Genomic DNA, 21,179 nt, shown 5'->3' with positions numbered 1-21,179 from the left:
CTACCACCTTTGGCTCACCAAACGGATAAATCGCCCATATGAAGATGGATCACCGCGACCACATCCTTTTGAAGCATCTTCAAGAGGACAGCCGTATCTCGAACGCGGACCTGGCCGATGCGGCTCGCATGTCGCCATCCGCGTGCTGGCGACGGGTGAAAGCGCTGGAAGAGGCGGGCATCATCGACCGCTATGGCGCGGTTGTGAATCCGGCTGCGGCCGGCCTGACCTTTCAGGCGATTGTACATGTGCAATTGGCCCGCCATTCAGAGGATGAGTTGAACGCCTTTATTCAGGCGGTGTCGACCCGGAACGAAGTTGTGGAATGCTATGCCACGACGGGGCAATCCGACTACCAGATGCGGGTTCTTTGCCGCGATCTGGACGCCTACAACGCCTTTCTGGAAACCTTTCTGTTCCGCCTGTCTGCTGTCGCCAGTGCGCAGACCAACGTTGTTCTGCGCGAGATCAAGCGCAACACAGGGATCGGTTTCTAGCGCAGCCGGGCGCGCAGGAAGTCGATGACAGCGCGCACCTTGGTGGGCAGGTAAGTGCGGCTCGGGTACAGCAGCCACGCGCCTGTGTCGAAAGTCGTCGCCGTCACGTCATGGTTCGGGAACAGGTCCAGCAGAGTGCCTTGTTCAAGGTCAGCATCTGTCATCCAGTCAGCCAGCAAGGCGGGTCCTAATCCGTTTCGTGCCGCAGCGCGCAAGGCCAGAGCGTTCGATATCAGGATCGGGCCTGTGATCCCCACAACCGTCTCTGCGTTATCCCGCCGAAACCGCCACTCGGTCCGGTAGTCCGGCAATGTCATGCGCAGGCACGCATGGTCGGCCAAAGCCTCAGGGTTTTGCGGCGCGCCATGTTGATCTACGTATTTGGGGGCGGCCACCACGCGATAGCGCGTTGACCTGAGCCGCGTGCTGATCAAATCGCCCTTTGGGGCTGGGGCAAGACGGATGGCAATGTCGATCTGTTCGGCGACGAGGTCGACAGTCTGGTCATTCAGAATAAGTTCAAGCTCGATCTCGGGCAGTTCTGCACGCATGGCGGCGAGGTGAGGAACGATCACCTCCTGCCCGAACGCGACCGAGGCCGCGAGCCGCACGCGGCCTGATGGTCGCGTGCTCACCTCAGCCGCCGCATCCCGGGCCAACTCCAGATCATCGAGCAGCGGGCCGATCCGCGCCAGATAGACCGAACCGGCCTCTGTCAGTGTGAGTTGTCGGGTGGAGCGTTGGAACAAGCGCAGTCCAAGCTGCGTCTCTATTCCGGCAACCGTGCGGCTTACCGAACTGGGATCAACATCCAGCACACGGGCTACGGCGGCAAAGCTTTGGTGGTGCGCAACCAATTGCAGGGTGCGAAGGGCGGCAGTGTCCATTCGTGCAATTTACGCACGAATAGGATGCACTCAAGTCCATTTTTTGCGAATTCAGCATCCTTTAGCTGTGACTCATCCGATCCGAAACCTGGAGACACGACATGTACCGTACATTGCCACTAGCCGCCCTTTTGCTGGGTGCCCCACTTGCCCAAGCCGCCCCAGCCGAGTGGACACTTGATCTTGGCCACGCCCATATTGGTTGGGAAATCAATCACATGGGCCTGAGCCGGACGGTGGGCCGCTTCAACAGTTATGACGGCACCTTCCTGATTGATGAAGAGAACCCGGCCAATTCCCAGATCAGCTTCACTATTGATGCGGCCAGCATCGACAGCAATCACGAAGCCCGCGACGGTCATTTGCGACACGCGGACTATCTGGACGTGGACAACAACCCACAGATCACATTCACCTCAACAGACATCTTGATGCTGACACCCACAAGCGGAAAGCTAACGGGTGATCTGACGATGCGCGGCCAGACGGCACCGGTGACGCTGGATTTCACCATGGTGCGGGATCGAGCCTATCCAGATTTCATCCCGAACTATGACGAGGTGCGCGTGGTGGGGTTTGAGGCCACGGGCGAGATCCTGCGCCTTGATCACGGGATGGATTTCATTGCCTTTCTCGACAGCCCCACGGGCCTGAGCGTCGATGTCGATCTGCACTTTGACCTGGTCCAGTGCGTGGGCGCACCCGACAGCAACATCCCCTGCTCCTGGGGTCGATGAGCCATGGAGCATGTGAGAGGGAAAACCGTCGTCATCACGGGTGCCAGCAAGGGGATCGGGGCTGCCACGGCCCGGATCCTCGCCGGACTGGGTGCGCGTGTTGTTCTAGCCGCGCGGTCCGGTGATGCTCTGGCTGCGTTGGCACAGGAAACCAGTGGCATCGCAGTGCCTTGCGACGTGAGCGACTTTGCACAAGTGCAAGCCCTGATCGAGCAAGCAGGCGATGTGGACGTACTGATCAACAACGCCGGTCTGATCGACCCGATTGCGCGCATCGCCGACAGCGATCCAACCGCTTGGGGGCAAGTTGTCGATGTCAATGTCAAAGGCGTCTACCACGGTCTGCGGGCGGTCTTGCCCGGCATGATCGCACGTGGCTCGGGGACAGTTATCAACATCTCGTCCGGGGCAGCCACAAGCACGCTTGAAGGCTGGAGCCACTACTGCGCAACCAAGGCGGCAGTCCTGTCCCTGACCCGCGTGGCGGACAAGGAAGTGCGCGACGCGGGTGTCCGGGTGATGGGCCTGTCACCGGGTACCGTAGCAACGGACATGCAGCGCGAGATCGCAGCATCTGGCATCAATCCGGTCAGTCAGTTGTCGTGGGACGCCCATATCCCACCCGATTGGGTGGGGCAGGCCATCGCCGTTTTGATGGGCCCTGAAGGGGATGCGTGGTGCGGGCAGGATTTTTCTCTCAAGACCGAGGCGGGGCGCAAGGTCGCCGGATTGCCCCCACTTTAGGGCCGGGGCGGACGACGCGTCCGCCTTACAGGTTTGGCGCGTAAGGCGCAGCTTGCTGCGCCCGCGTGGCGGAGGACACCTCCGCCTTACGATGATCCACCCTGTAAGGCGCACCTGTTGGTGCGCCCTAAACGAAGGGCAAATAGTAGTCCCGCACCTGATCGACCGACTTGTCCTTGAGCCGTTTCCATTCGTCCTGTTTGAGAAAAATCAATGCATCGCAGATCGCTTCACCCACCGCCATGCGCAAGGATTTGTCAGCATCCAGCGCCTCCAGCGCCTTGTCCAGTGCCGACGGCACATGGCGCGTTGCGCGAATGTTTTCCAGCCCGTCCAAATCCTCCGCCGGGTCCAGCGCGTAACCACCACTCACACCCAGAAGCGATGCCTGCAGCACGGACGCAACCGCAAGGTACGGGTTCGTCGCGCAGTCCGCCATGCGATGCTCCAACCGGGCAGAGCGCGGCGAGGTCACACAAGACCGCGTCGTCACAAGCCGATGGTCATCCGCCCAATTGGCCCAATACCCGGCCATGGATGCTGGACCGAGACGGTCATAACTGTTCACCGTCGCAGCCAGCAGACCGGCCAAACCCTCGTGATGGTGGATGAGCCCAGCCATGCATCCCTTCGCAATATCAGACAGCGCACCGTCAGGCGCGATCACATTGGCCCCTTGCGCGTCCGCAAAACTGAAATTCACATGCAGGCCGGATCCGCCCCGGTCTGGAATGGGCTTGGGCAGGAAGGTCAGCAGCAGCCCCATCTCTGCCGTGACCTCTCGCGCCATTGTGCGAAAGAGAAACGCGTTGTCGCAGGCTGCAACCGCTGTTTCGAACTTCATCGTCAGTTCGAACTGACCATTGTCATATTCACCGTTCATCGACTCGATGGGCAGGCCAGCCGCATCCGCCGTGGACCACAGCGCATCCATCAGACCTGCCGGGTCATTTTGCGGCCCCGTGCCATACACGAACGCACCCGGCGTATCATAAGGCGTCCACACCCCGTCAGCATCCTGCTGGAAAACATAGGCTTCCATTTCAAGGCCCACCATCGGGGTCAGCCCCTTCGCTTCCCACGCGTCAACGGCAGCTTGCAGGCGCCCACGCGCACATAGACCAAATGGCGAACCATCTACGTGCAAGGTACCCAGTGCGATTTCGCTACCCCGCTGCCAGTCAGGGCGGCGGTCACCATCCAGCACCAGTTCCATGTCCGGAATACCGTCGAACACGCCTGCCCCCGGGACCGGGATCAGGTCACGGTCAAACGTCGTGCCAAAGACACCGCGGGCAAAACCGATCTTGCCGCCCGCAGCGACATCCGGTGGCACGAACTTGCCCCTCGGCAGGTTGAGCAGATCACAGAAAAGGGTGCGGGTGCGGTTCGTCATGGTCGTCACTTCAGCGTTGGGCGGACAGTCAACGCTTTGACCCCGCAGATAAAATTCGAGCGTGTCCAGGTGGGTGCATCCACAGCCTCAAGCGCGTGGATACGGCCGGCCAACTCGTGCAGCACGCATTTCAACTCCAGCTTGGCCAGCCACATGCCCAAACAGACATGCGGTCCACCCTGCCCGAAAGCGACGTGGCGGTTCGGGCTGCGACCCAGTTGGGCAACATGGGGATTGTCGAACATGGCCTCATCCCGGCTACCCGACACGAACCACATCAATACCTTGTCACCTTCGCGAATGGTCTGGCCGTGCATCTCGACATCTCGCGTTGCGGTCCGGCGGAAATGCAATGTGGGCGAGGCGAGGCGGATGAACTCATCGGCGCATGTTTCCCACACCTGCCCGCTCTGCAATGCCCCAAGCAGGTCCTTTTGCTGTGTCAGCAGATGCAGCGCCATGGCGATCGAATAGCGAGTCGTGTCATTGCCTGCCGCGACCAAGAGACAAAAGAAGTTCTTGAAATCCTGCCCGGTGATGGCGCCGTCTTCGCTACGCAGCACGCGGGCGAGAATGCCCTTGCCGTCCACGTCACGTGTGCCGTTCAGGATTTCATCGGCATAGTCGTACAACTCCACCCCGGCAGGCGAGCGGAAGGGCATCATGCGGTAGGCGTCGGTATCCACCTTATCGATGACCGTATCGGTAAAGTCGGGATCGGTATTCCCGATCAATGCGTCGCCCCGTTCCACGAGCCAATCCAGATCAGCATCCGGCACACCGAGTATGCGCCCCAGCATCAGCATGGGCAGGCGTTTGGCGATCTTGTCGACGGCGTCGAATTCGGCATGATCCAAAGCCTCTGCCACGATGTCATGTGCCAACTCGCGGATCAGCGGCTCAAACTGCGCAACGACCGGCTTGGCAAAGGCCGGGTTCACGGCCCGCCGGGTCACGGTGTGCTCTGGCGGGTCCGTTTCCTGAAAGGTGCGGCGGGCAAGGTATTCCTCGCGGCTCTGATCTTCGATCCGTATGCCTTGGGCGCTGGAAAAGGTGTTGGGGTCCTTTTGGGCCGCCATGATGTCGGCATAGCGGGTGAGAGACCAAAACCCCTTTTGCCCGCCAAACGCCTCCGTCCAGTGCAAAGGGGCCTGCGCCCGCATCTGCGCAAACGTCTCATGCGGCACGCCATCGACAAAACTGTCGTGATCAGCGAGGTTTTTCATGGCGTGCCTCCGAAAAAACGGGTGGACCAGTCCGCGAAGAGTGGGCCGTCATTGGTGCGGTTCAACGTGGCTTCCGCCTCAGCCACCTCCTCCGGGTTCAGGTGCGGTTTGGTGTAGTCCAGCACACAGCGCATGAACGGGTCGGAAAATTCCGGGTGTGCTTGGGTGGTGAAGATATGGTCGCCTTTGGCAAAACCAGCCACCGCGCATTTGGGCGATGTGGCCCATGGCGTGCACCCATCGGGCAAGACCATCACCGCGTCATGGTGAAATTGGTATAGACCGATGGACGGCGCGGCGGGCTGCATCCAAGGCAAGGTTTCGGAGACGTCGATTTGATCGATCCCGATGTTCCAATCCTGCCGTGCCACCGCTCCGCCCAACGCCTTGGCAATCGCCTGATGTCCGAAACACGCGCCCAGCAAGGGCTTCTTCGCGGCATCGCAGGATCGGATGAAATCGTAGAGCGGTGGCAGAAAGGCCAGGTCATCCAACACGCTCAGCGGTGAACCTGTGATCAGATACGCATCCTGCTCCTCTACATCCTGCGGCACCTCGCCCCCGATGGTCATGTAGACGCGGTAGGTGAACCGCTGTTCCTGCGCATCGAACAGATCGCGGAAGCGGTGCGCATCGTCGGGAAAAGCATCGCCAACCTCGACCGACCGGTCATGGTTCACTTGCAGGATACCGAGCTTCAGGCGGGGCATATGTGTTCTTTCCAAAGGCGGGGACGGCGCGAACCGCCCCCGGCTGGTTCAGCGACCGAGGATCTCGTTGATCTCGGCTGACTTGGCACGGTCCGCTTCGATGCGCGCCTGCGCCTCGTCCTGCCCTTGCCAATAGACAGCCGCCCCCGTCTCGGCCATCAGCGCCTGCGCCTCATCCGAGGCCATGGTCTTGGCCGCGACTTCGGCAATGGTGTCGATCACCTCTTGCGGTGTGCCCTTTGTCACGAACAGGCCGTTCCACAGCTCAACATCATTCACGCCGGATTGGGCCGCGATGGTTTCAACGCCTTCCAGCTTGGCGATGGGTTGCGCACCGATATTGCCCAGCACGTTGATGTCATCCAGGCAGGGTTCGATCAGCGCGAGCGTTGTGTTGATCACATCGGCATCGCCGGAAGACAGCGTGTTGCAGTCCAGCAAGTCAAAGGCGCTGTCATCCGCGAACTCGAACCCCATCTTGGCCGCTGCCGCCATGGACACGGCCGTGGGCGTCAAACCCGCGCCGAAATGGCCCAGAACAACATCGTTATCCTGCGCATGTACGGCCAGCTCCGCCATGTTTGAGTAAGGCGCGTCACCCGATGCTGCCAGCACGAACGGGTAAGTCAGAAAGATACCGACAGGAACAAAGCTGTCTTCTTCGATCCCGATGTCGATCTTGGGTCCGACGATCGGCACCCCGATCACAAAGGACCCGATGACCGACCCGTCATTGGGCGCATTCAGCACTTCCAGCGCACCGGGGAACGGACCATCGCCGCCGCCGGGACGATTCACAACCGACGCAGGTTGCCCCGTCGCTTCGGCCATGTCCGCAGCAATCATGCGCGTCAGGACGTCCTCGAAGTCACCGGGGGGCCACGGGACAATGAACTGCACCGGGCCGGTTGGGTACTCGGCCAACGCCGGGCCAGTGAGGGCGGCCAACGCAAAGGCCGCTGAGGTCAAAAGCTTTTTCATGTTACTCTCCCTGAGTTTGTTTTTTGCTTTTGTGGTTAATGTTCGAACCTCTTCGTGCGGAGGCTTTGGGCGATCGTGACACCAATCACGATCAGGATGACAACAAAAAGTGTGCCCGACACAGGCCGGTTGACCAGATCGAAGACGGTTTTGATCTGTCCCGCGCCCGCCGTCAGCTTCTCGATCATGATGGAGCCGAGGACGAGGCCCAGCACGATGGGCACCAGCGGCCAATCAAGACGGCGCAGGATAAAGCCCAGATACCCGAAGCCAGCGGCGAACATGCAATCGGCAAAGGAGTTGCGGATGGAAAAGACGCCAACGAAGGCAAGGATCAGGATGAACGCGCCCAGCAGGCGGTTCGGAACATAGATGATGCGCGCAATCCATTTCGTCGACATCAGCAGTGTCAAGATGACCAACAAGTTGATGATCAAAAGCGCGATAAAAAGGGAAAACAGAAAGTCCGGGTTGTTTTCGAAAATGTCAGGGCCGGGTTTGATGCCCGCGTCAAAGAAGACAACCATCATCATGGCTGTCAGCGCCTCGCCCGGCACGCCCAGCGCCAGAAGGGGCACCATGGCGGCGGCGGGCACAGCGTTGTTGCTGGCCTCGGACGCGATCAGCCCATCGGGCGCCCCCCGCCCGAACTTACCCGGCTCTTTCGACATGGCCCGTGCTGTGGAGTAACTGAAAAACTGCGCCACGAACTCGCCCACACCCGGGATGATGCCCATGATCGTGCCATAGCCCGCGCTGATTGTGGCCACGGCCGGATGTTTCTTCAGCTCTCCAAACCCACGCAACAACCCACCTTTCAACCGTGCCTCGGGCGGATCAGCATCCTTGCCCGTCAGCAGGAACAGCGCTTGTGAAATGGCAAAGATACCGACGATCACGACAATCAGGTTGAAGCCGGGATACAGGTATTCGACGCCAAAAGTGTAGCGGTCGATCTGCTTCAAAGACTGCCGCCCCACCAGCGCAATGAGAAACCCAAGTCCAAAGAGCAGCGCTGCTATGCCCATCGTCTTGCGGTGCGCCGCGATCAACAGAACGGCACCCAAGGCGGCCGCCATAAAGATATCGCGCTGCCCAAAGAGCGCGCCCAGATCGCGCAGGTATGGGCCAAACAGCATCAATGCCCCCAGTCCCAACAGGATGGAAAAGCACCCGCCAAAAAACGATGCAGAATAGGCCAGCGACAGGCCCCGTGCCGCCTCGCCCCGACGCGTCATGGCATAGCCGTCATAGGTGGTCAGCGCATTTACCGGCGTGCCGGGCGTGTTGATCAGGATGGCTGGGATCGCGCCGCCATACATACTCGACCCATAAACACCCAAGAGAAGCACCAGCGACACCAGATCATCCAGAAACACGGTTGCGGGCAGAAGGATCGCAATGGCGATGGCTGGACCAATCCCCGGCACGGCCCCAATGGCCAGCCCACCGACCGACCCGATCAAGATCGCCACCAGCACGGGAACGCTGGCAAGGTTATCGAGACCGGCCCAGAACGCCTCCATCAGAACCACACCTGCATGAAGGTCTCCATGCGCTGCGGCAGCAGATCATAGAGCCAGATATTCACCGGGGTCTTGATCTGCAGCCCGGTGCGAAAGACTAAAACTATGGCGAGGCTCGCCGCCAGACAGATGCCCATCCAACGCGCGCCGCGATAGCCCAGGCGCCACGGCAAAAGCGTGCCAAGCAGCAGTGTCGATACCAAATAACCCAGCACTGGCACAAGCAGCGTGTAGGCCACGAACCAAATGACATATTCCAGCGCGCGCAGCCACTGACCCAGCTCATAGGCCATGCCGGTTGGCTGCTTGAACCGCTGCCGCCACACCTGTGCCCGCCACGCCCCGCGCAGGTTCCATAGGGCGGCGGGGACCAAAACCGCCAGACACATCAATGGTGCCACCCAGCTTTGCTTGAGGATGCGGCCCAATCGCGCCGTCCGTCCCTCGGGCTCGGTTACACCGAACTGGTCCATCCAGTAGCGCGCCATGTTCTGCGGCAGCTTGCGGTCCTCCCACCCTGTCTGGGTGAAAAAGAACACAAGGAAAAACAGGGCCAGCGCGGCCATGAACAGGGAAAAGATCAGATCCCCCCGCCCACGCCGGAAGTCCGTGATGTCGGTGACGTTGATCTTGGTGTCCGGCGGGCACGCGCTGGCAAAAGCGCGACCCGTGGTGTCTGACCGGATGGGCCGCACCACCGTTGCGCTGCGTGGCGCTGGGGATGCGACCCGAGACTTCAAGCCGCCTCGGCCATGGCCTTCAGGCCGGTTTCAGTGGCGGACAAGATTTTTTGCACATGCCCCGCATCAATGACCAAGGGCGGAGAGAAGATGGCGTTGTTGCCGGATACCCGGATCATCACGCCGTCCTCGTAAGCTGCCTTCTGGAACACCAGCGGCAGCGTCTTGCCCACGGGGGTCTTTTTGCCACGATCACTGACAAGTTCGATGGCACACATCAGCCCCTCGCCACGGACGTCCCCGATGTGATCATAGCGATCAGCAAGCGCACCAAGCCCCGCCTTCAACTCCGCCCCACGCGCGCTCGCGTTTTCCCATGGCCGGATGCGGATCGTCTCTTCCACCGCCGCAACGGCGGCGGCGGCCCCAACAGGGTGACCGGAATAGGTGTAGCCGGAATCAACGGACCCGACCCCGCTTTCATCATCTTCAAAAACCGCCGCGACGTGGTCGGCGATCATCACGGCACCAAAGGGGAAATAGCCGTTTGTGATCGCCTTGGCCGTACACATCAGGTCTGGTTGCACAGCCCAGTGGCGCGATCCTGTCTCGTCCCCTGTGCGCCCGAATGCGGTGATCACCTCGTCCGCGATCAACAAGACGCCATGCTTGTCGCAGATGTCCCGCACCATCGGCATGAAGCTGGGATGTGGCGGGATCACTCCCCCTGCCCCCTGCACCGGCTCCATCACAAAGGCTGCGATGGTGTTGGCGCCCTGAAAGGCAATCTCTCGCTCCAGCATACCTGCGCTCAGGCGCGCCAGCTCAGCCGGATCATCAGTGCCGAAAGGATTACGGTAGAGATACGGGCCCGGAATGTGAAAACAGCCGGCCATGAGCGGCTCATACGAGTTGCGGAACTTGGCATTGCCATTGACCGAAGCGCCGCCAAAGTGAGTGCCGTGATAGCCCTTGTCCAAGCTGATGAACTTGGTCCGTGCCTCATCTCCCCGGATACGGTGGTATTGCCGGGCCAGTTTCAGCGCGATCTCGATACTGTCGGACCCGCCGGAAGTGAAGAAGCTGCGCGTCATGCCATCAGGGCCAAAAAACTCGGCCAGCAGGTAGGCCAATTCAATCGCCTTGTCGTTCGAGGTTCCGCGAAAGGTCGAATAATAGGGCAGCGCATCCAACTGCCCCGCAATCGCGTCCTTCACTGGCTGACAGGAATAGCCAAGATTTACGTTCCACAGACCACCCACCGCATCAATGCTGCGTTGACCATCCACATCTGTGATATAAACCCCCTCGCCCCCCGTCAGGATCGTGGGCGGATTTGCCATGCTGTCGGCCGGATGTGCCATGGGATGCCAGAACTGGCGGGCATTGTGTTCCTTCAGAAAGTTGCTGTCTTTCATGAGGCGGCCCTTTCTTGCGCCGGGGTCCAGAGCTGGACGATATCAGGCGGAACGGTGCCACCCATGGCCTGGCTGATCTCTTCCCCACGCGCCATCAAAAGACGCGCCAGATGCGCTTCGGTCCCTTTGCCACCGCGGCCTGTTGGGTAGGCGATGGAACAGGTCGCAAAGGCCCGGCTGGCGCCGTCAAAAAGCGGAATGGCGACAGATGATACGCCCAGGCGCAATGCATCACGGTTGCGGGCATAGCCGCGCTGCGCGATCTGCTTCAATTCCGTCTCAACCTCCATCCGGTCGGGCGCCGGTGCCCCCGGCAGCCGCGTCCGCGGGTCGGCCAGGGCAAGATCCAGCAAACCACCGGGTGAGAACGCCAAGTATGCCTTGCCCGATGCGGTCGCAAACAGCGGTGGCAGGCCATACGCATCAAAGCTGACGCGCACCGGATGATCATGTTTTTCGGCATGATGAACGTGGACAAGGTCGAAACCCTGCAAACGGCTCACATGCACCAACTCACCCGCATCGCGGCTGAGGTCATCGATGACACTGCGCAGCATCTCGACCTCGGGCACAGTGCGCATACGCATTCCCGCCAGCCGGGTCACAGCAGGTCCAAGGCGATACGCCCGCGTATGTACGTCCTGCTCAAGAAACCCCGCCTGCTCAAGCGCGACAAGATGACGGTGGACAGTCGCCTTGTCCCGGCCCGTCAGCCGCTGCACATCCGTCAGCCCCAGCGCAGGCTGCGCATCACTGAACAGATCCAAAAGGCCAAGGGCTTTCGCAATGGTCGACATAGGTTGGAGCTTGACGCACCCGGAAACGCCTTGCAATATATTTTTGCATCCCGTGGTTCATTATTTGAACCTCTGCTCAGAAAGTGACCATGTCCGACCTAAACGAAAACATCGCGAAACTTGCGCCGTACCTGACCCGGATTGGCGAGACTGGCATCCTGAACCACATCAACGGTCAGGCAGTGCCATCTGCATCAGACACCTGGTTCGACACGACCTCTCCAGTGGATGACAGCGTGATCGCCCGCGTTGCGCGCAGCGACGCCGAGGACGTCAACGCGGCCGCCAAAGCCGCCAGGGCCGCCTTCCCCGCATGGCGCGATATGCCAGCGGCCGAGCGCAAGCGCATTCTGCATGCCATCGCCGACGGCATCGAAGCACGCGCCGAAGAAATCGCGCTGTGTGAATGCTGGGATACCGGCCAGGCCCTGCGCTTCATGTCCAAGGCTGCCCTGCGCGGCGCCGCCAATTTCCGCTTCTTTGCCGACCGTGCGCCAGCCGCCCGCGACGGCCAAGCACTGCCATCCCCCACGCTGATGAACATCACCACTCGCGTCCCGATCGGCCCAGTCGGCGTGATTACCCCTTGGAACACTCCGTTCATGCTGTCGACCTGGAAGATTGCCCCTGCCCTCGCCGCCGGTTGCACAGTCGTCCACAAACCCGCCGAACTCAGCCCTTGGACCGCCCGTATCCTGATCGAGATCGCGGAAGACGCCGGTCTGCCCGCCGGCGTTTGGAACCTGGTCAACGGGATGGGCGAGGACGCAGGCCGCGCACTGACAGAACACCCCGACATCAAGGCCATCGCCTTCGTGGGCGAGTCGAAAACCGGGTCCGCCATCATGGCCCAGGGCGCACCTACGCTAAAGCGGGTGCACTTTGAATTGGGCGGTAAAAACCCCGTGGTCGTGTTTGACGACGCCGACCTGGACAGTGCACTCGACGCCGCCATCTTCATGATCTACTCGCTCAACGGCGAGCGCTGCACATCGTCCTCACGCCTGCTCCTGCAAGACACCATCGCCGACGACTTCGAGGCAAAGCTCGCAGCGCGCGCAAAGGCCATCAAGGTGGGCCACCCACTGGATCCGGCAACCGAAGTCGGACCCCTGATCCACGAAGGGCACAGGGCCAAGGTCATTGCCAGCTTCGACACAGCCACAGCCGAAGGGGCAACCATCGCCGCAGGCGGCACGCGCGTAGGTGACACCGGTCAATTTGTGGCACCAACCCTGTTCACGAACGCCACCAACGATATGAAGATCGCCCAAGAAGAGATCTTTGGCCCGGTCCTCACCTCCATCCGCTTCAAAACGGAAGAGGAAGCGCTACACATCGCCAACGATACGGCCTACGGTCTGACCGGCTATGTCTGGACCGCCGACGTCACCCGCGCCATGCGGTTCACCGATGGGCTCGAAGCGGGCATGATCTGGGTGAACTCCGCCAATGTCCGGCACCTGCCGACACCGTTCGGCGGCATGAAAGCCAGCGGCATCGGGCGCGATGGCGGCGACTGGTCATTCGAATTCTACATGGAACAGAAGCACATCGGCATCGCCACAGGCGACCCGAAAATCCCACGTCTCGGTGCCTGATGCTTCTTCTGGCTCCAAATATCTCAGGGAGTTTGAGGGACAGCGTCCCTCATTCCCAAAAATGAATCGCGCGCGGCGCAGCCGCCCCATTTAGGAACAGCCGATGCCGATCCCCCCGCCCGAGCTTTATCCGCCCTTCAATATCGTGCGGCTCAGCCACGTGGAATACAGGGTGACAGACCTCGCAGCCTCGCGCGCCTTTTACGTGGATACGTTGGGCCTGCAGATCACCCACGAAGACGATCAAACGATCTACCTGCGCGCGATGGAAGAACGAGGACACCACTGCATCATCCTGACCCAAGCGCGCAGCGCCAATGTCGCAAGGCTCGGCTTCAAACTCTACGACCAACCCGATCTCGACAAGGCCGAAGTATGGTTCCGCGAACAGGGCCGCCCCACGGACTGGATCGACTGCCCCTTCATGGGCCGCGTCCTGCAAACCACCGATCCCTGGGGTGTGCCTCTCGAATTCTACGTTCAGATGGACCGTCTGCCGACCATCGCGCAGAAATACGCACTTTATCGCGGCGTCAAACCGCTGCGCATCGACCACTTCAACCTGTTTTCATCCGATGTGGATGGAGCGGTCGCGTTCTACACGCAAATGGGGTTCCGCACGACGGAATACACCGAAGACGCAGAGACCGGTAAAACATGGGCCGCGTGGATGCACCGAAAAGGCGGCGTGCATGACATCGCCTTCACAAACGGCACCGGCCCGCGCCTGCACCATTCGGCTTTCTGGGTCCCCAACCCGCTCAACATCATCGACCTGCTCGACCTGATGAGCACGACCGGCTACCGCGAAAACATCGAACGGGGTCCGGGGCGGCACGGCATCTCGAACGCCTTCTTTCTCTATGTCCGCGACCCCGACGGACACCGGATCGAAATCTACTGCTCCGACTACCAGACCGTGGATCCCGACCACGAGCCGATCAAATGGGACCTCAAGGATCCCCAGCGCCAAACCCTTTGGGGTGCCCCCGCCCCGCGTAGTTGGTTCGAAGAGGGCAGCCTGTTTGATGGCGTGGACACCTCCGACCCCCTTCTCAAAGCACAGCCCATCGTGGCACCCTGACCCTGGCGGAGGACACCTCCGCCTTACCCCCGTAAGGTGCACGTGCCGTGCGCCCCGCCCGAAAGGACGAGACCATGAGCTGGGACGATTTCGCCAAACACGCCAAGGATGCAGCAGATTGGGGGGTAGAGTACCACACCACCCTCCGCGACCGCCCGGTACGCGCGCAAACAAAGCCGGGAGAGATCGCCGCACAGCTTGCAGACGCACCGCCGGAGGATGGCACCGATCTGGCGGCGATCATGAAAGACTTCGAACGCATCGTGATGCCCGGCATCACCCATTGGCAGCACCCGCGCTTCTTCGCCTATTTCAACTCCAACGCCGCGCCCGCTTCTGTTCTGGCCGAATTCCTGACCTCCATCATCGCGCCGCAATGCATGCTCTGGCAGACCTCTCCTGCCGCGACCGAGATGGAGACACGCATGATGGACTGGCTGAGGCAGGGTCTTGGCCTGCCGGATGACTATCAGGGCGTCATCCAGGACAGCGCGTCATCCGCCACGCTCGCCGCCGTCCTGACCATGCGCGAACGCGCGCTAGAGTTTCGCGGCAATATCGAAGGGCTGCACGGGCAACCCCAACTCCGTATCTATTGCTCCGATCAGGTACACACCTCCATCGACCGGGCCATCTGGGTCGCGGGCATCGGGCAGGACAATCTGGTCAAGATCCGCACGACAGGCGACCTGCGCCACATGGACCCGCTCGACCTGGAAACGGCCATTGCCGAGGACAAACAGGCGGGGCGCATCCCGGCGGGGATCATTGCGGCCACGGGCGCCACCGGCATGGGCGCCTGTGATGATCTTGAAGCGGTCGCCGCCGTGGCCGAAGAACACGGCATCTACACCCATCTCGATGCGGCATGGGCCGGTACGGCCATGATCTGCCCCGAATTCCGCGCCCTTTGGACCGGAGCCGACCGCTTCGACAGCATCGTCTTCAACCCGCACAAGTGGCTGGGTGCGCAATTCGACTGTGCCGCCCATTTCCTGCGTGACCCGGACCAACTGCGCCAAACCCTCGCCATCCGCCCCGAATACTTGAAAACCCACGGGGCCGAGGACATCATCGACTATTCCGAATGGTCCATCCCGCTCGGCCGCCGCTTCCGTGCGCTCAAATTGTGGTTCCTGATGCGGCACTACGGAATGGACGGTCTGCGCGGCCGCATCCGCAACCATGTCAAATGGAGCCAGGCCCTGTGCGAACGTCTATGGGCGGAAGATGATTTCGAGATCGTGACCGAGCCGATCCTGTCGCTCTGGACCTTCAAAGTATTAGGCGCATCAGACGACGACACCCAGCGCCTTGTGGATGCCATCAACGACGACGGGCGCATCTACCTGACCCAAACGCTCGTGGATGGGCAGAAGGTCATCCGCTTTCAGGCTGGGCAGTTCGATTGCGAGGAACGCGATTTCGACACGGCCTTCAACGCGATCACCGAAATTGCGAGGGGTCTATGAAATTCGCCACCTACACGACGGCAGGCAGCCAATACTATGGGGCCGTGACGGATGACGGGATGATCCCCCTGTCGCCGAATTTCCCGCAATGGACCACCTTGCGGAACGTGATCGAAAATGATGGGCTGCACGCGCTCGCGAAAGCCGCGCAAGGCTGCACCGCCACACATCACGATGTCACATATGACATCCCCATCCCCAACCCGGAAAAGATCATCTGCGTCGGCGTGAACTTCCCAGACCGCAATGCCGAATACAAGGACGGGCAAGAGGCGCCGCCCAACATGTCCCTCTTCCCCCGCTTCCCGCGCAGTTTCACCGGGCATAACCAGCCCGTCATCCGCCCCCCGGAAAGTGAGAGGCTGGACTATGAAGGCGAGATCGCCATCGTGATCGGCAAAAGTGGACGACGCATTGCCGAAGCCGACGCTTATGACCACATCGCCGCTCTCACCCTTTGCAACGAAGGCACCATTCGAGACTGGGTCCGCCATGCCAAGTTCAACGTCACGCAAGGCAAGAACTGGGACGCCTCCGGGGCCATGGGCCCGTGGCTTGTACCCTTTACGGCGGCCGCCCAATTGGACGACATTCGACTGACAACCCACGTGAACGGCGAGCTCCGGCAAGACGACCGCACCAGCCGCATGCTCTTCCCGATCCGTCGCCAGATCGCCTACATCTCGACCTTCACGACACTTGTTCCCGGCGACATCATCGTGACCGGTACACCCACAGGCGCAGGGGCACGCTTTGACCCGCCCAAGTTCCTGAAACCCGGCGACGTGGTCGAAGTGACCGCCGAAGGCATCGGCACCTTACGCAGCGAGGTCGCGGATGAGAGCTGAAGACCACCAGGCCGCGGCACAGGCGCTCATCAAAGCGGAACAAACCGGCGAACAAATCGGCCTTCTGTCCGTTGCGCATCCAGACATCACGATGGACGACGCCTATGCCATTCAAGGCGAAGTCGTTGCAGCCAAAGTCGCCGCGGGCGACCCGGTCATCGGCTGGAAAATCGGGTTGACGAGCCGCGCGATGCAGATGGCACTGAACATAGACATCCCCGACAGCGGTGTGCTCACTCGATCCATGCAGTTCGACACCGGCGCGACCATTCCAGCAGGCCGCTTCATCCAACCGCGGATCGAGGCAGAGATCGCCTTCGTCATGAACTCAGACATTGGTGGCGAACACGTGACCCACGAAGACGTGCTGACCGCGACAGACTACGTGGCCCCGGCACTCGAAATCCTCGACACCCGGATACTGCGCGCCGACCCAGATACCGGTCAGCCACGCAAGGTGTTCGACACCATTGCCGACAACGCCGCGAATGCGGGCATCGTCATGGGCACCGACCGCTACCCGCCCGAAAACCTGCGCTGGGTGGGTGCCATCGTGACAGTGGGCGACACGGTCGAGGAAACAGGGCTGGGGGCAGGCGTTCTGAACGATCCGGTGGAAAGCGTGGTCTGGCTTGCGCGGCGCATGGCGCTCTATGGCAACGCGATCAAGGCAGGTCAGGTGATCTTGTCAGGCAGCTTCATTCGGCCCATCGAATGCCCATCCGGCACCGATATCGAAGCGGATTTCGGCAGCTTCGGACATGTCGAACTGAGCTTTAGCTGACCCGCGCCAATAGCCGCGCGGCACAGCCACCCAAGGCAACCGTGTCCGACACGAACAGGAAGGCGGGGATGCGGGCAAACTGCCCGTCAAAGCTGTCGTCAGCCCGCAAAGGCGCCAGCACACGTTCGCGCCGCTCAGGCTCCATCAGGAACTTCGCCAGCGAGCCGTTGAAATAGAACCCCGCGCGCGGGAAGTACGAATACGCCAACTCGCGCACCATCAGGCCAAAGGCTTCGGTACACGCATCCAGCGCCTCCAGCGCGCGCGGATCGTCAGATTTGGCCAACTCCTCGGCGCTGTCCACGTCGACACCGATGACATGAGCCAAACGCAAAAGACCCACACCGGAAAACAGGTTCTCGACACTGTCGAAACGCGATGTGTCGGGCATGTGCGCCTGAAGAACCGACATCACGTTCGCTGGCAGGCTTGCATGACCCTGTTCCGAGGTAAACACCGTCCCGCTTTCCATATTCACGGCCGCCACGTTGAAGCCGGTTCCAAGGCCAACAACAAGCGCCTGACCACTGCCACCCAATGCGGCACCGTCATGCAACGGTTCGACGGCGTCTTGCGCCACGGTCGGAACCGCCTGCCCCAGTGCTTCAAGGTCGTTCATTAGAACCACCTCGTCCGCCCCAAAGGCCGCAGCCAACGCACCGGCATCAAAATCCCAGTTCCGGTTGGTCAGCTTCGCACGGTCGCCAGCCACCGGACCCGCCACCGCGATCACTACCCGCGACGGCACAGACCGCCCATCCAGATAACTGGTCGCAAGATCAAGAAAGCTACCAAAGTCAGCATTGGGGCACTTCACGACCGTGCCCGCGATCACTCCATCGCGGTCCACGAACGCCAAGCGTGTATTTGTCCCACCAACATCGGCGACCAGGCCAATGGCCTGATCGAGCTTCCCTGTGTATTGCATTACGATTCGCCCGGTTTCTTACCCAAGATGATCATTCCGAGCAGGTCATCGTCCGTCACGTCGGCAACGTCAACAGTCCCAACCAGCTTTCCGTTCTTCATCACGGACGCCCGGTCACACAGCTCCATCACGTCATGGATATCGTGGCTGATGAGGAAGATGCCGATGCCCTCGGCCTTCAACTGCTGAATCAATTCCGACACCATCTGTGTTTCATGCGGACCAAGGGCGGCAGTCGGCTCGTCCATGATCAAGATGCGCGCGTTGAAGTACACGGCACGCGCAATCGCCACCGACTGACGCTGACCACCTGACAAGGCACTTACAGGGTCCTTGAACTTTTTGAAGTTCGGGTTCAGCCGCGCCATGATCTTGCGGGTCTCGGCCTCCATCGCGTCGTCATCCACGAACCCGGTGGGACCCACCAACTCGCGCCCCAGAAACAGGTTCGATGCAGCATCAAGGTTATCGGCCAGCGCAAGCGTCTGGTAGATCGTCTCGATATTGTAGGTCCGCGCGTCACGCGGGTTGTTGATGGTCGCTTTTTCGCCATTGATCCGGATTTCGCCCGTATCCATGGCGTAAGCACCCGACAGGATCTTGATCAGCGTCGACTTGCCCGCGCCGTTATGACCCAGAAGGCCCACAACTTCGCCGGGCTTCAAGTCAACCGACACGTGGTCGACCGCCTTGATCCCGCCAAAGCTGATCGAGATGTCCTTCATTTCGACAAGAGGTGTTGTCATATCAAAGTCCTCCCTCAGACGCCTGCGCGACGACGATAAACGATGTCGACCCACACGGCGAAGACCAGCACGAAGCCAACGACGATGTTCTGCAGCGGCGCGTCCACTCCGACCGAGGCCATGCCCGACTGCAGCGACTGCATGATCAGCGCACCGATCACGGCCCCATAGATCGTGCCCGCGCCACCTGACAGGGCCGTTCCCCCGATGACCGCAGCAGCAATCACGCGCAGCTCGTCCAACGTGCCAAGACCCACATCAACCGCATTCAGGCGGGCGGATGCGATGATCGACGCAATGCCGGTCAGTGCACCCATCAAGGCAAAAACCTTGACCGTCAACAGCCGCGTGTCGATGCCCGACAGCGACGCTGCCTCCGGGTTGCCGCCGGTGGCGTAGACATAGCGACCAAAGCGGGTGCGCGTGGCGATGATGGTCATCACGATGGTGACTGCCAGCAGGATCACAACCGGAATGGCGACACCATGGTTCCATACCATGCCATCGGTCAGTTCGATACCACGGGCTTCGGTCATGCGGCGCATGGCGCCACGTGGGATAGGATAGCTGTTCATGATCCAGACAAAGGCGATGATCAGTCCAGCGGCCATGGCCATCAGGATCCCTTCGGCCCAGACCGGTTTGACGGTAAAGCCATGGGTGGCCTTGCGACGGCGGCTCATCAGCATGATGCCCACCGCAACAAGCGCGGCGATGGTGCCGAATACCCAGCTCAGCGTCTCGCCCAGCGTCCCTTCGGCCCCGCCACCCAAGAGGCGGAAGACGGGATCAAGCGGCGCTTGTGTCTGGCCCTTGGTGACCCACCACATCGCACCGCGATAGATCAGGAAACCACCCAACGTCACGATAAAGGCGGGCACAGTCAGATAGCCGATGACCCAGCCCTGCATCGCGCCCAGAACAGCGCCCATCAGGATGGCAGCGATCACGCCGATGACCCAGATCATCGGATGACCCAGCCCCAGCATTGATGGCAACCACTGCACCTGCAGAGCAGCGACTGTCATGCCGATAAAGCCCAGAAGCGAGCCCACGGACAGGTCGATATTGCGTGTGACGATCACGAACACCATGCCCGTCGCCATCACGGCAACGGACGCGGTCTGAACACTCACGTTGAAAAAGTTGCGCGGGGACAGAAAGCGCCAGTCGGTAAAGAAACCGAAGACAAGCCAGATGACGACAAGCGCCCCGATCATCCCCAAAAGCCGGGCATCAAGGCCCAGCTTGTCCATCATTGATTTGGCCTGGTCTTCCATGTGCCCTGCCCTTTGTTACCCGGTTGCGGTGGCACAATCCCTCTGTCGGCGGGCAAGCCCCCCGCCGCGATGTGCCGAAATGTCTGATGAGATTGGTTGTGTACCGCCCCGATGCGAAACCACACCGGGGCGCCAAAGTCTATTGCTCTTACTGGCAAGCGGCCAGCGAGGAGCCCGCGCACAGCGCGTCTTTTTCGATCCAGCCTGCGTCCAGAACAACGTCCAGGTTGTCTGCTGTTACCGGAACCGGCTCAAGGAAGATCGAGGTCATTGTGGTGCCACCGGGCGATGTCCAATCGGCTGCGCCGGCAACATCTTCACCCTTGGCCAGCGACACGGCAATCTCACCTGCGGCTTTGCCGAGTGCGCGTGCGTCTTTCCAGACGGACACGGTCTGCGTGCCGGTTGCAACGCGGTTCAGAGCGGCGTGGTCACCGTCCTGGCCGGACACTGGAATACCTTCCATGCCCTGCGCAGTCAGAGCCGCCACAACGCCACCCGCGGTGCCGTCGTTCGACGCCACAACGGCATCAACCTTGTTGTCGTTGGCGGTCAGGATCTGTTCCATGTTGCGCTGCGCATTCGCGGGCACCCAGCCATCGGTGTAAGCTTCGCCAACGATGGTGATGTCACCGGCGTCGATGGCCGCTTGCAACACCTCTTGCTGACCGCCACGCAGGAAGTCCGCGTTCGGGTCGGTGGGCGATCCCTTGATCATAACGTAGTTGCCCTTGGGCTGTGCAGCCAGAACGGCGCGGGCCTGCATGCGGCCAACTTCAACGTTGTCGAAGGTCAGGTAGAAGGCGCGCGGGTCTTCGATCAGGCGGTCATAGGCGA

Annotated in this window: 21 protein-coding genes; 8 read left to right on the top strand and 13 right to left on the bottom strand. The window is 60.9% G+C overall.

Going from position 1 to position 21,179, the window contains the following annotated elements; all coding sequences use genetic code 11:
* Nucleotides 1-38 precede the first annotated feature (38 nt).
* Nucleotides 39-497, top strand: a complete 459-nt coding sequence (locus AC6RA8_RS02785; RefSeq protein WP_500350605.1) for an Lrp/AsnC family transcriptional regulator — start codon at nucleotides 39-41, stop codon at nucleotides 495-497.
* Here the strand turns inward: AC6RA8_RS02785 and AC6RA8_RS02780 are convergent.
* Nucleotides 494-1,384 (bottom strand): LysR family transcriptional regulator, encoded by an 891-nt coding sequence (locus AC6RA8_RS02780; RefSeq protein WP_500350604.1) that lies wholly within the window; start codon nucleotides 1,382-1,384, stop codon nucleotides 494-496. The two genes, AC6RA8_RS02785 and AC6RA8_RS02780, sit on opposite strands and share 4 nt — an antisense overlap.
* Nucleotides 1,385-1,485: 101 nt before the next feature.
* Between AC6RA8_RS02780 and AC6RA8_RS02775 the strand changes: the two genes are divergently transcribed.
* Both AC6RA8_RS02775 and AC6RA8_RS02770 read left to right on the top strand, forming a co-directional pair.
* The gene (locus AC6RA8_RS02775) at nucleotides 1,486-2,121 is read left to right on the top strand and encodes a YceI family protein (RefSeq protein ID WP_500350603.1); all 636 of its coding nucleotides are present in this window, start codon (nucleotides 1,486-1,488) and stop codon (nucleotides 2,119-2,121) included.
* 3 nt (nucleotides 2,122-2,124) lie between these two features.
* Nucleotides 2,125-2,865, top strand: coding sequence for an SDR family oxidoreductase (locus AC6RA8_RS02770; RefSeq protein WP_500350602.1), 741 nt, complete (start codon nucleotides 2,125-2,127; stop codon nucleotides 2,863-2,865).
* Between the two features lie 127 nt (nucleotides 2,866-2,992).
* Here AC6RA8_RS02770 and AC6RA8_RS02765 read toward each other — a convergent pair whose 3' ends face one another.
* Genes AC6RA8_RS02765 through AC6RA8_RS02730 form a run of 8 tightly spaced genes read right to left on the bottom strand, consistent with a single transcriptional unit; the run spans nucleotide 2,993 to nucleotide 11,599 of the window.
* Nucleotides 2,993-4,261 carry a type I glutamate--ammonia ligase gene (locus tag AC6RA8_RS02765; protein WP_500350601.1) on the bottom strand — a complete coding sequence of 423 codons (1,269 nt, stop codon included), beginning with the start codon at nucleotides 4,259-4,261 and terminating at the stop codon, nucleotides 2,993-2,995.
* Nucleotides 4,262-4,266: 5 nt separating this feature from the next.
* The gene (locus tag AC6RA8_RS02760) at nucleotides 4,267-5,487 is read right to left on the bottom strand and encodes a cytochrome P450 (protein ID WP_500350600.1); all 1,221 of its coding nucleotides are present in this window, start codon (nucleotides 5,485-5,487) and stop codon (nucleotides 4,267-4,269) included.
* The gene (locus AC6RA8_RS02755) at nucleotides 5,484-6,197 is read right to left on the bottom strand and encodes a type 1 glutamine amidotransferase (protein WP_500350599.1); all 714 of its coding nucleotides are present in this window, start codon (nucleotides 6,195-6,197) and stop codon (nucleotides 5,484-5,486) included. Before AC6RA8_RS02755 ends, AC6RA8_RS02760 begins: the two co-directional genes overlap by 4 nt.
* A gap of 48 nt (nucleotides 6,198-6,245) precedes the next feature.
* Nucleotides 6,246-7,178 (bottom strand): Bug family tripartite tricarboxylate transporter substrate binding protein, encoded by a 933-nt coding sequence (locus AC6RA8_RS02750; RefSeq protein WP_500350598.1) that lies wholly within the window; start codon nucleotides 7,176-7,178, stop codon nucleotides 6,246-6,248.
* A 35-nt stretch (nucleotides 7,179-7,213) separates the two neighbouring features.
* Nucleotides 7,214-8,704, bottom strand: coding sequence for a tripartite tricarboxylate transporter permease (locus AC6RA8_RS02745; protein WP_500350597.1), 1,491 nt, complete (start codon nucleotides 8,702-8,704; stop codon nucleotides 7,214-7,216).
* Nucleotides 8,704-9,444 (bottom strand): tripartite tricarboxylate transporter TctB family protein, encoded by a 741-nt coding sequence (locus AC6RA8_RS02740; protein ID WP_500350596.1) that lies wholly within the window; start codon nucleotides 9,442-9,444, stop codon nucleotides 8,704-8,706. Before AC6RA8_RS02740 ends, AC6RA8_RS02745 begins: the two co-directional genes overlap by 1 nt.
* Nucleotides 9,441-10,802, bottom strand: a complete 1,362-nt coding sequence (locus tag AC6RA8_RS02735) for an aminotransferase class III-fold pyridoxal phosphate-dependent enzyme (protein ID WP_500350595.1) — start codon at nucleotides 10,800-10,802, stop codon at nucleotides 9,441-9,443. The genes AC6RA8_RS02740 and AC6RA8_RS02735 overlap by 4 nt, the downstream gene beginning before the upstream one ends.
* Nucleotides 10,799-11,599 carry an IclR family transcriptional regulator gene (locus AC6RA8_RS02730; protein ID WP_500350594.1) on the bottom strand — a complete coding sequence of 267 codons (801 nt, stop codon included), beginning with the start codon at nucleotides 11,597-11,599 and terminating at the stop codon, nucleotides 10,799-10,801. The genes AC6RA8_RS02735 and AC6RA8_RS02730 overlap by 4 nt, the downstream gene beginning before the upstream one ends.
* An 89-nt stretch (nucleotides 11,600-11,688) precedes the next feature.
* On the opposite strand from AC6RA8_RS02730, the gene hpaE reads away from it, so the two are divergent.
* From hpaE to hpaH, 5 genes are all read left to right on the top strand, one after another.
* Nucleotides 11,689-13,200, top strand: coding sequence for a 5-carboxymethyl-2-hydroxymuconate semialdehyde dehydrogenase (gene hpaE / locus AC6RA8_RS02725; protein ID WP_500350593.1), 1,512 nt, complete (start codon nucleotides 11,689-11,691; stop codon nucleotides 13,198-13,200).
* Between the two features lie 103 nt (nucleotides 13,201-13,303).
* Nucleotides 13,304-14,284: a 3,4-dihydroxyphenylacetate 2,3-dioxygenase gene (gene hpaD, locus AC6RA8_RS02720; protein ID WP_500350592.1), complete on the top strand. Its 981-nt coding sequence runs from the start codon at nucleotides 13,304-13,306 to the stop codon at nucleotides 14,282-14,284.
* A gap of 74 nt (nucleotides 14,285-14,358) precedes the next feature.
* Nucleotides 14,359-15,756 carry a pyridoxal phosphate-dependent decarboxylase family protein gene (locus tag AC6RA8_RS02715; protein WP_500350591.1) on the top strand — a complete coding sequence of 466 codons (1,398 nt, stop codon included), beginning with the start codon at nucleotides 14,359-14,361 and terminating at the stop codon, nucleotides 15,754-15,756.
* On the top strand, nucleotides 15,753-16,604 hold the full coding sequence (locus AC6RA8_RS02710) for a fumarylacetoacetate hydrolase family protein (RefSeq protein ID WP_500350590.1): 852 nt from the start codon (nucleotides 15,753-15,755) through the stop codon (nucleotides 16,602-16,604). The genes AC6RA8_RS02715 and AC6RA8_RS02710 overlap by 4 nt, the downstream gene beginning before the upstream one ends.
* A complete protein-coding gene (gene hpaH, locus AC6RA8_RS02705; RefSeq protein ID WP_500350589.1) occupies nucleotides 16,594-17,388 on the top strand; it encodes a 2-oxo-hept-4-ene-1,7-dioate hydratase in 795 nt (264 codons plus the stop codon). The genes AC6RA8_RS02710 and hpaH overlap by 11 nt, the downstream gene beginning before the upstream one ends.
* Here the strand turns inward: hpaH and AC6RA8_RS02700 are convergent.
* From AC6RA8_RS02700 to AC6RA8_RS02685, 4 genes are all read right to left on the bottom strand, one after another.
* On the bottom strand, nucleotides 17,381-18,316 hold the full coding sequence (locus AC6RA8_RS02700; protein ID WP_500350588.1) for a glucokinase: 936 nt from the start codon (nucleotides 18,314-18,316) through the stop codon (nucleotides 17,381-17,383). The two genes, hpaH and AC6RA8_RS02700, sit on opposite strands and share 8 nt — an antisense overlap.
* A complete protein-coding gene (locus tag AC6RA8_RS02695) occupies nucleotides 18,316-19,062 on the bottom strand; it encodes an ATP-binding cassette domain-containing protein (RefSeq protein ID WP_500350587.1) in 747 nt (248 codons plus the stop codon). Before AC6RA8_RS02695 ends, AC6RA8_RS02700 begins: the two co-directional genes overlap by 1 nt.
* A 14-nt stretch (nucleotides 19,063-19,076) precedes the next feature.
* Nucleotides 19,077-20,342: a sugar ABC transporter permease gene (locus AC6RA8_RS02690; RefSeq protein WP_500350586.1), complete on the bottom strand. Its 1,266-nt coding sequence runs from the start codon at nucleotides 20,340-20,342 to the stop codon at nucleotides 19,077-19,079.
* 148 nt (nucleotides 20,343-20,490) lie between these two features.
* Nucleotides 20,491-21,179 (bottom strand): substrate-binding domain-containing protein (locus AC6RA8_RS02685; RefSeq protein WP_500350585.1); only part of this gene is annotated, 689 nt, incomplete at its 5' end.

It is taken from the genome of Tateyamaria sp., assembly GCF_059783535.1.
This window is presented reverse-complemented; position numbering and strand designations above follow the sequence as displayed.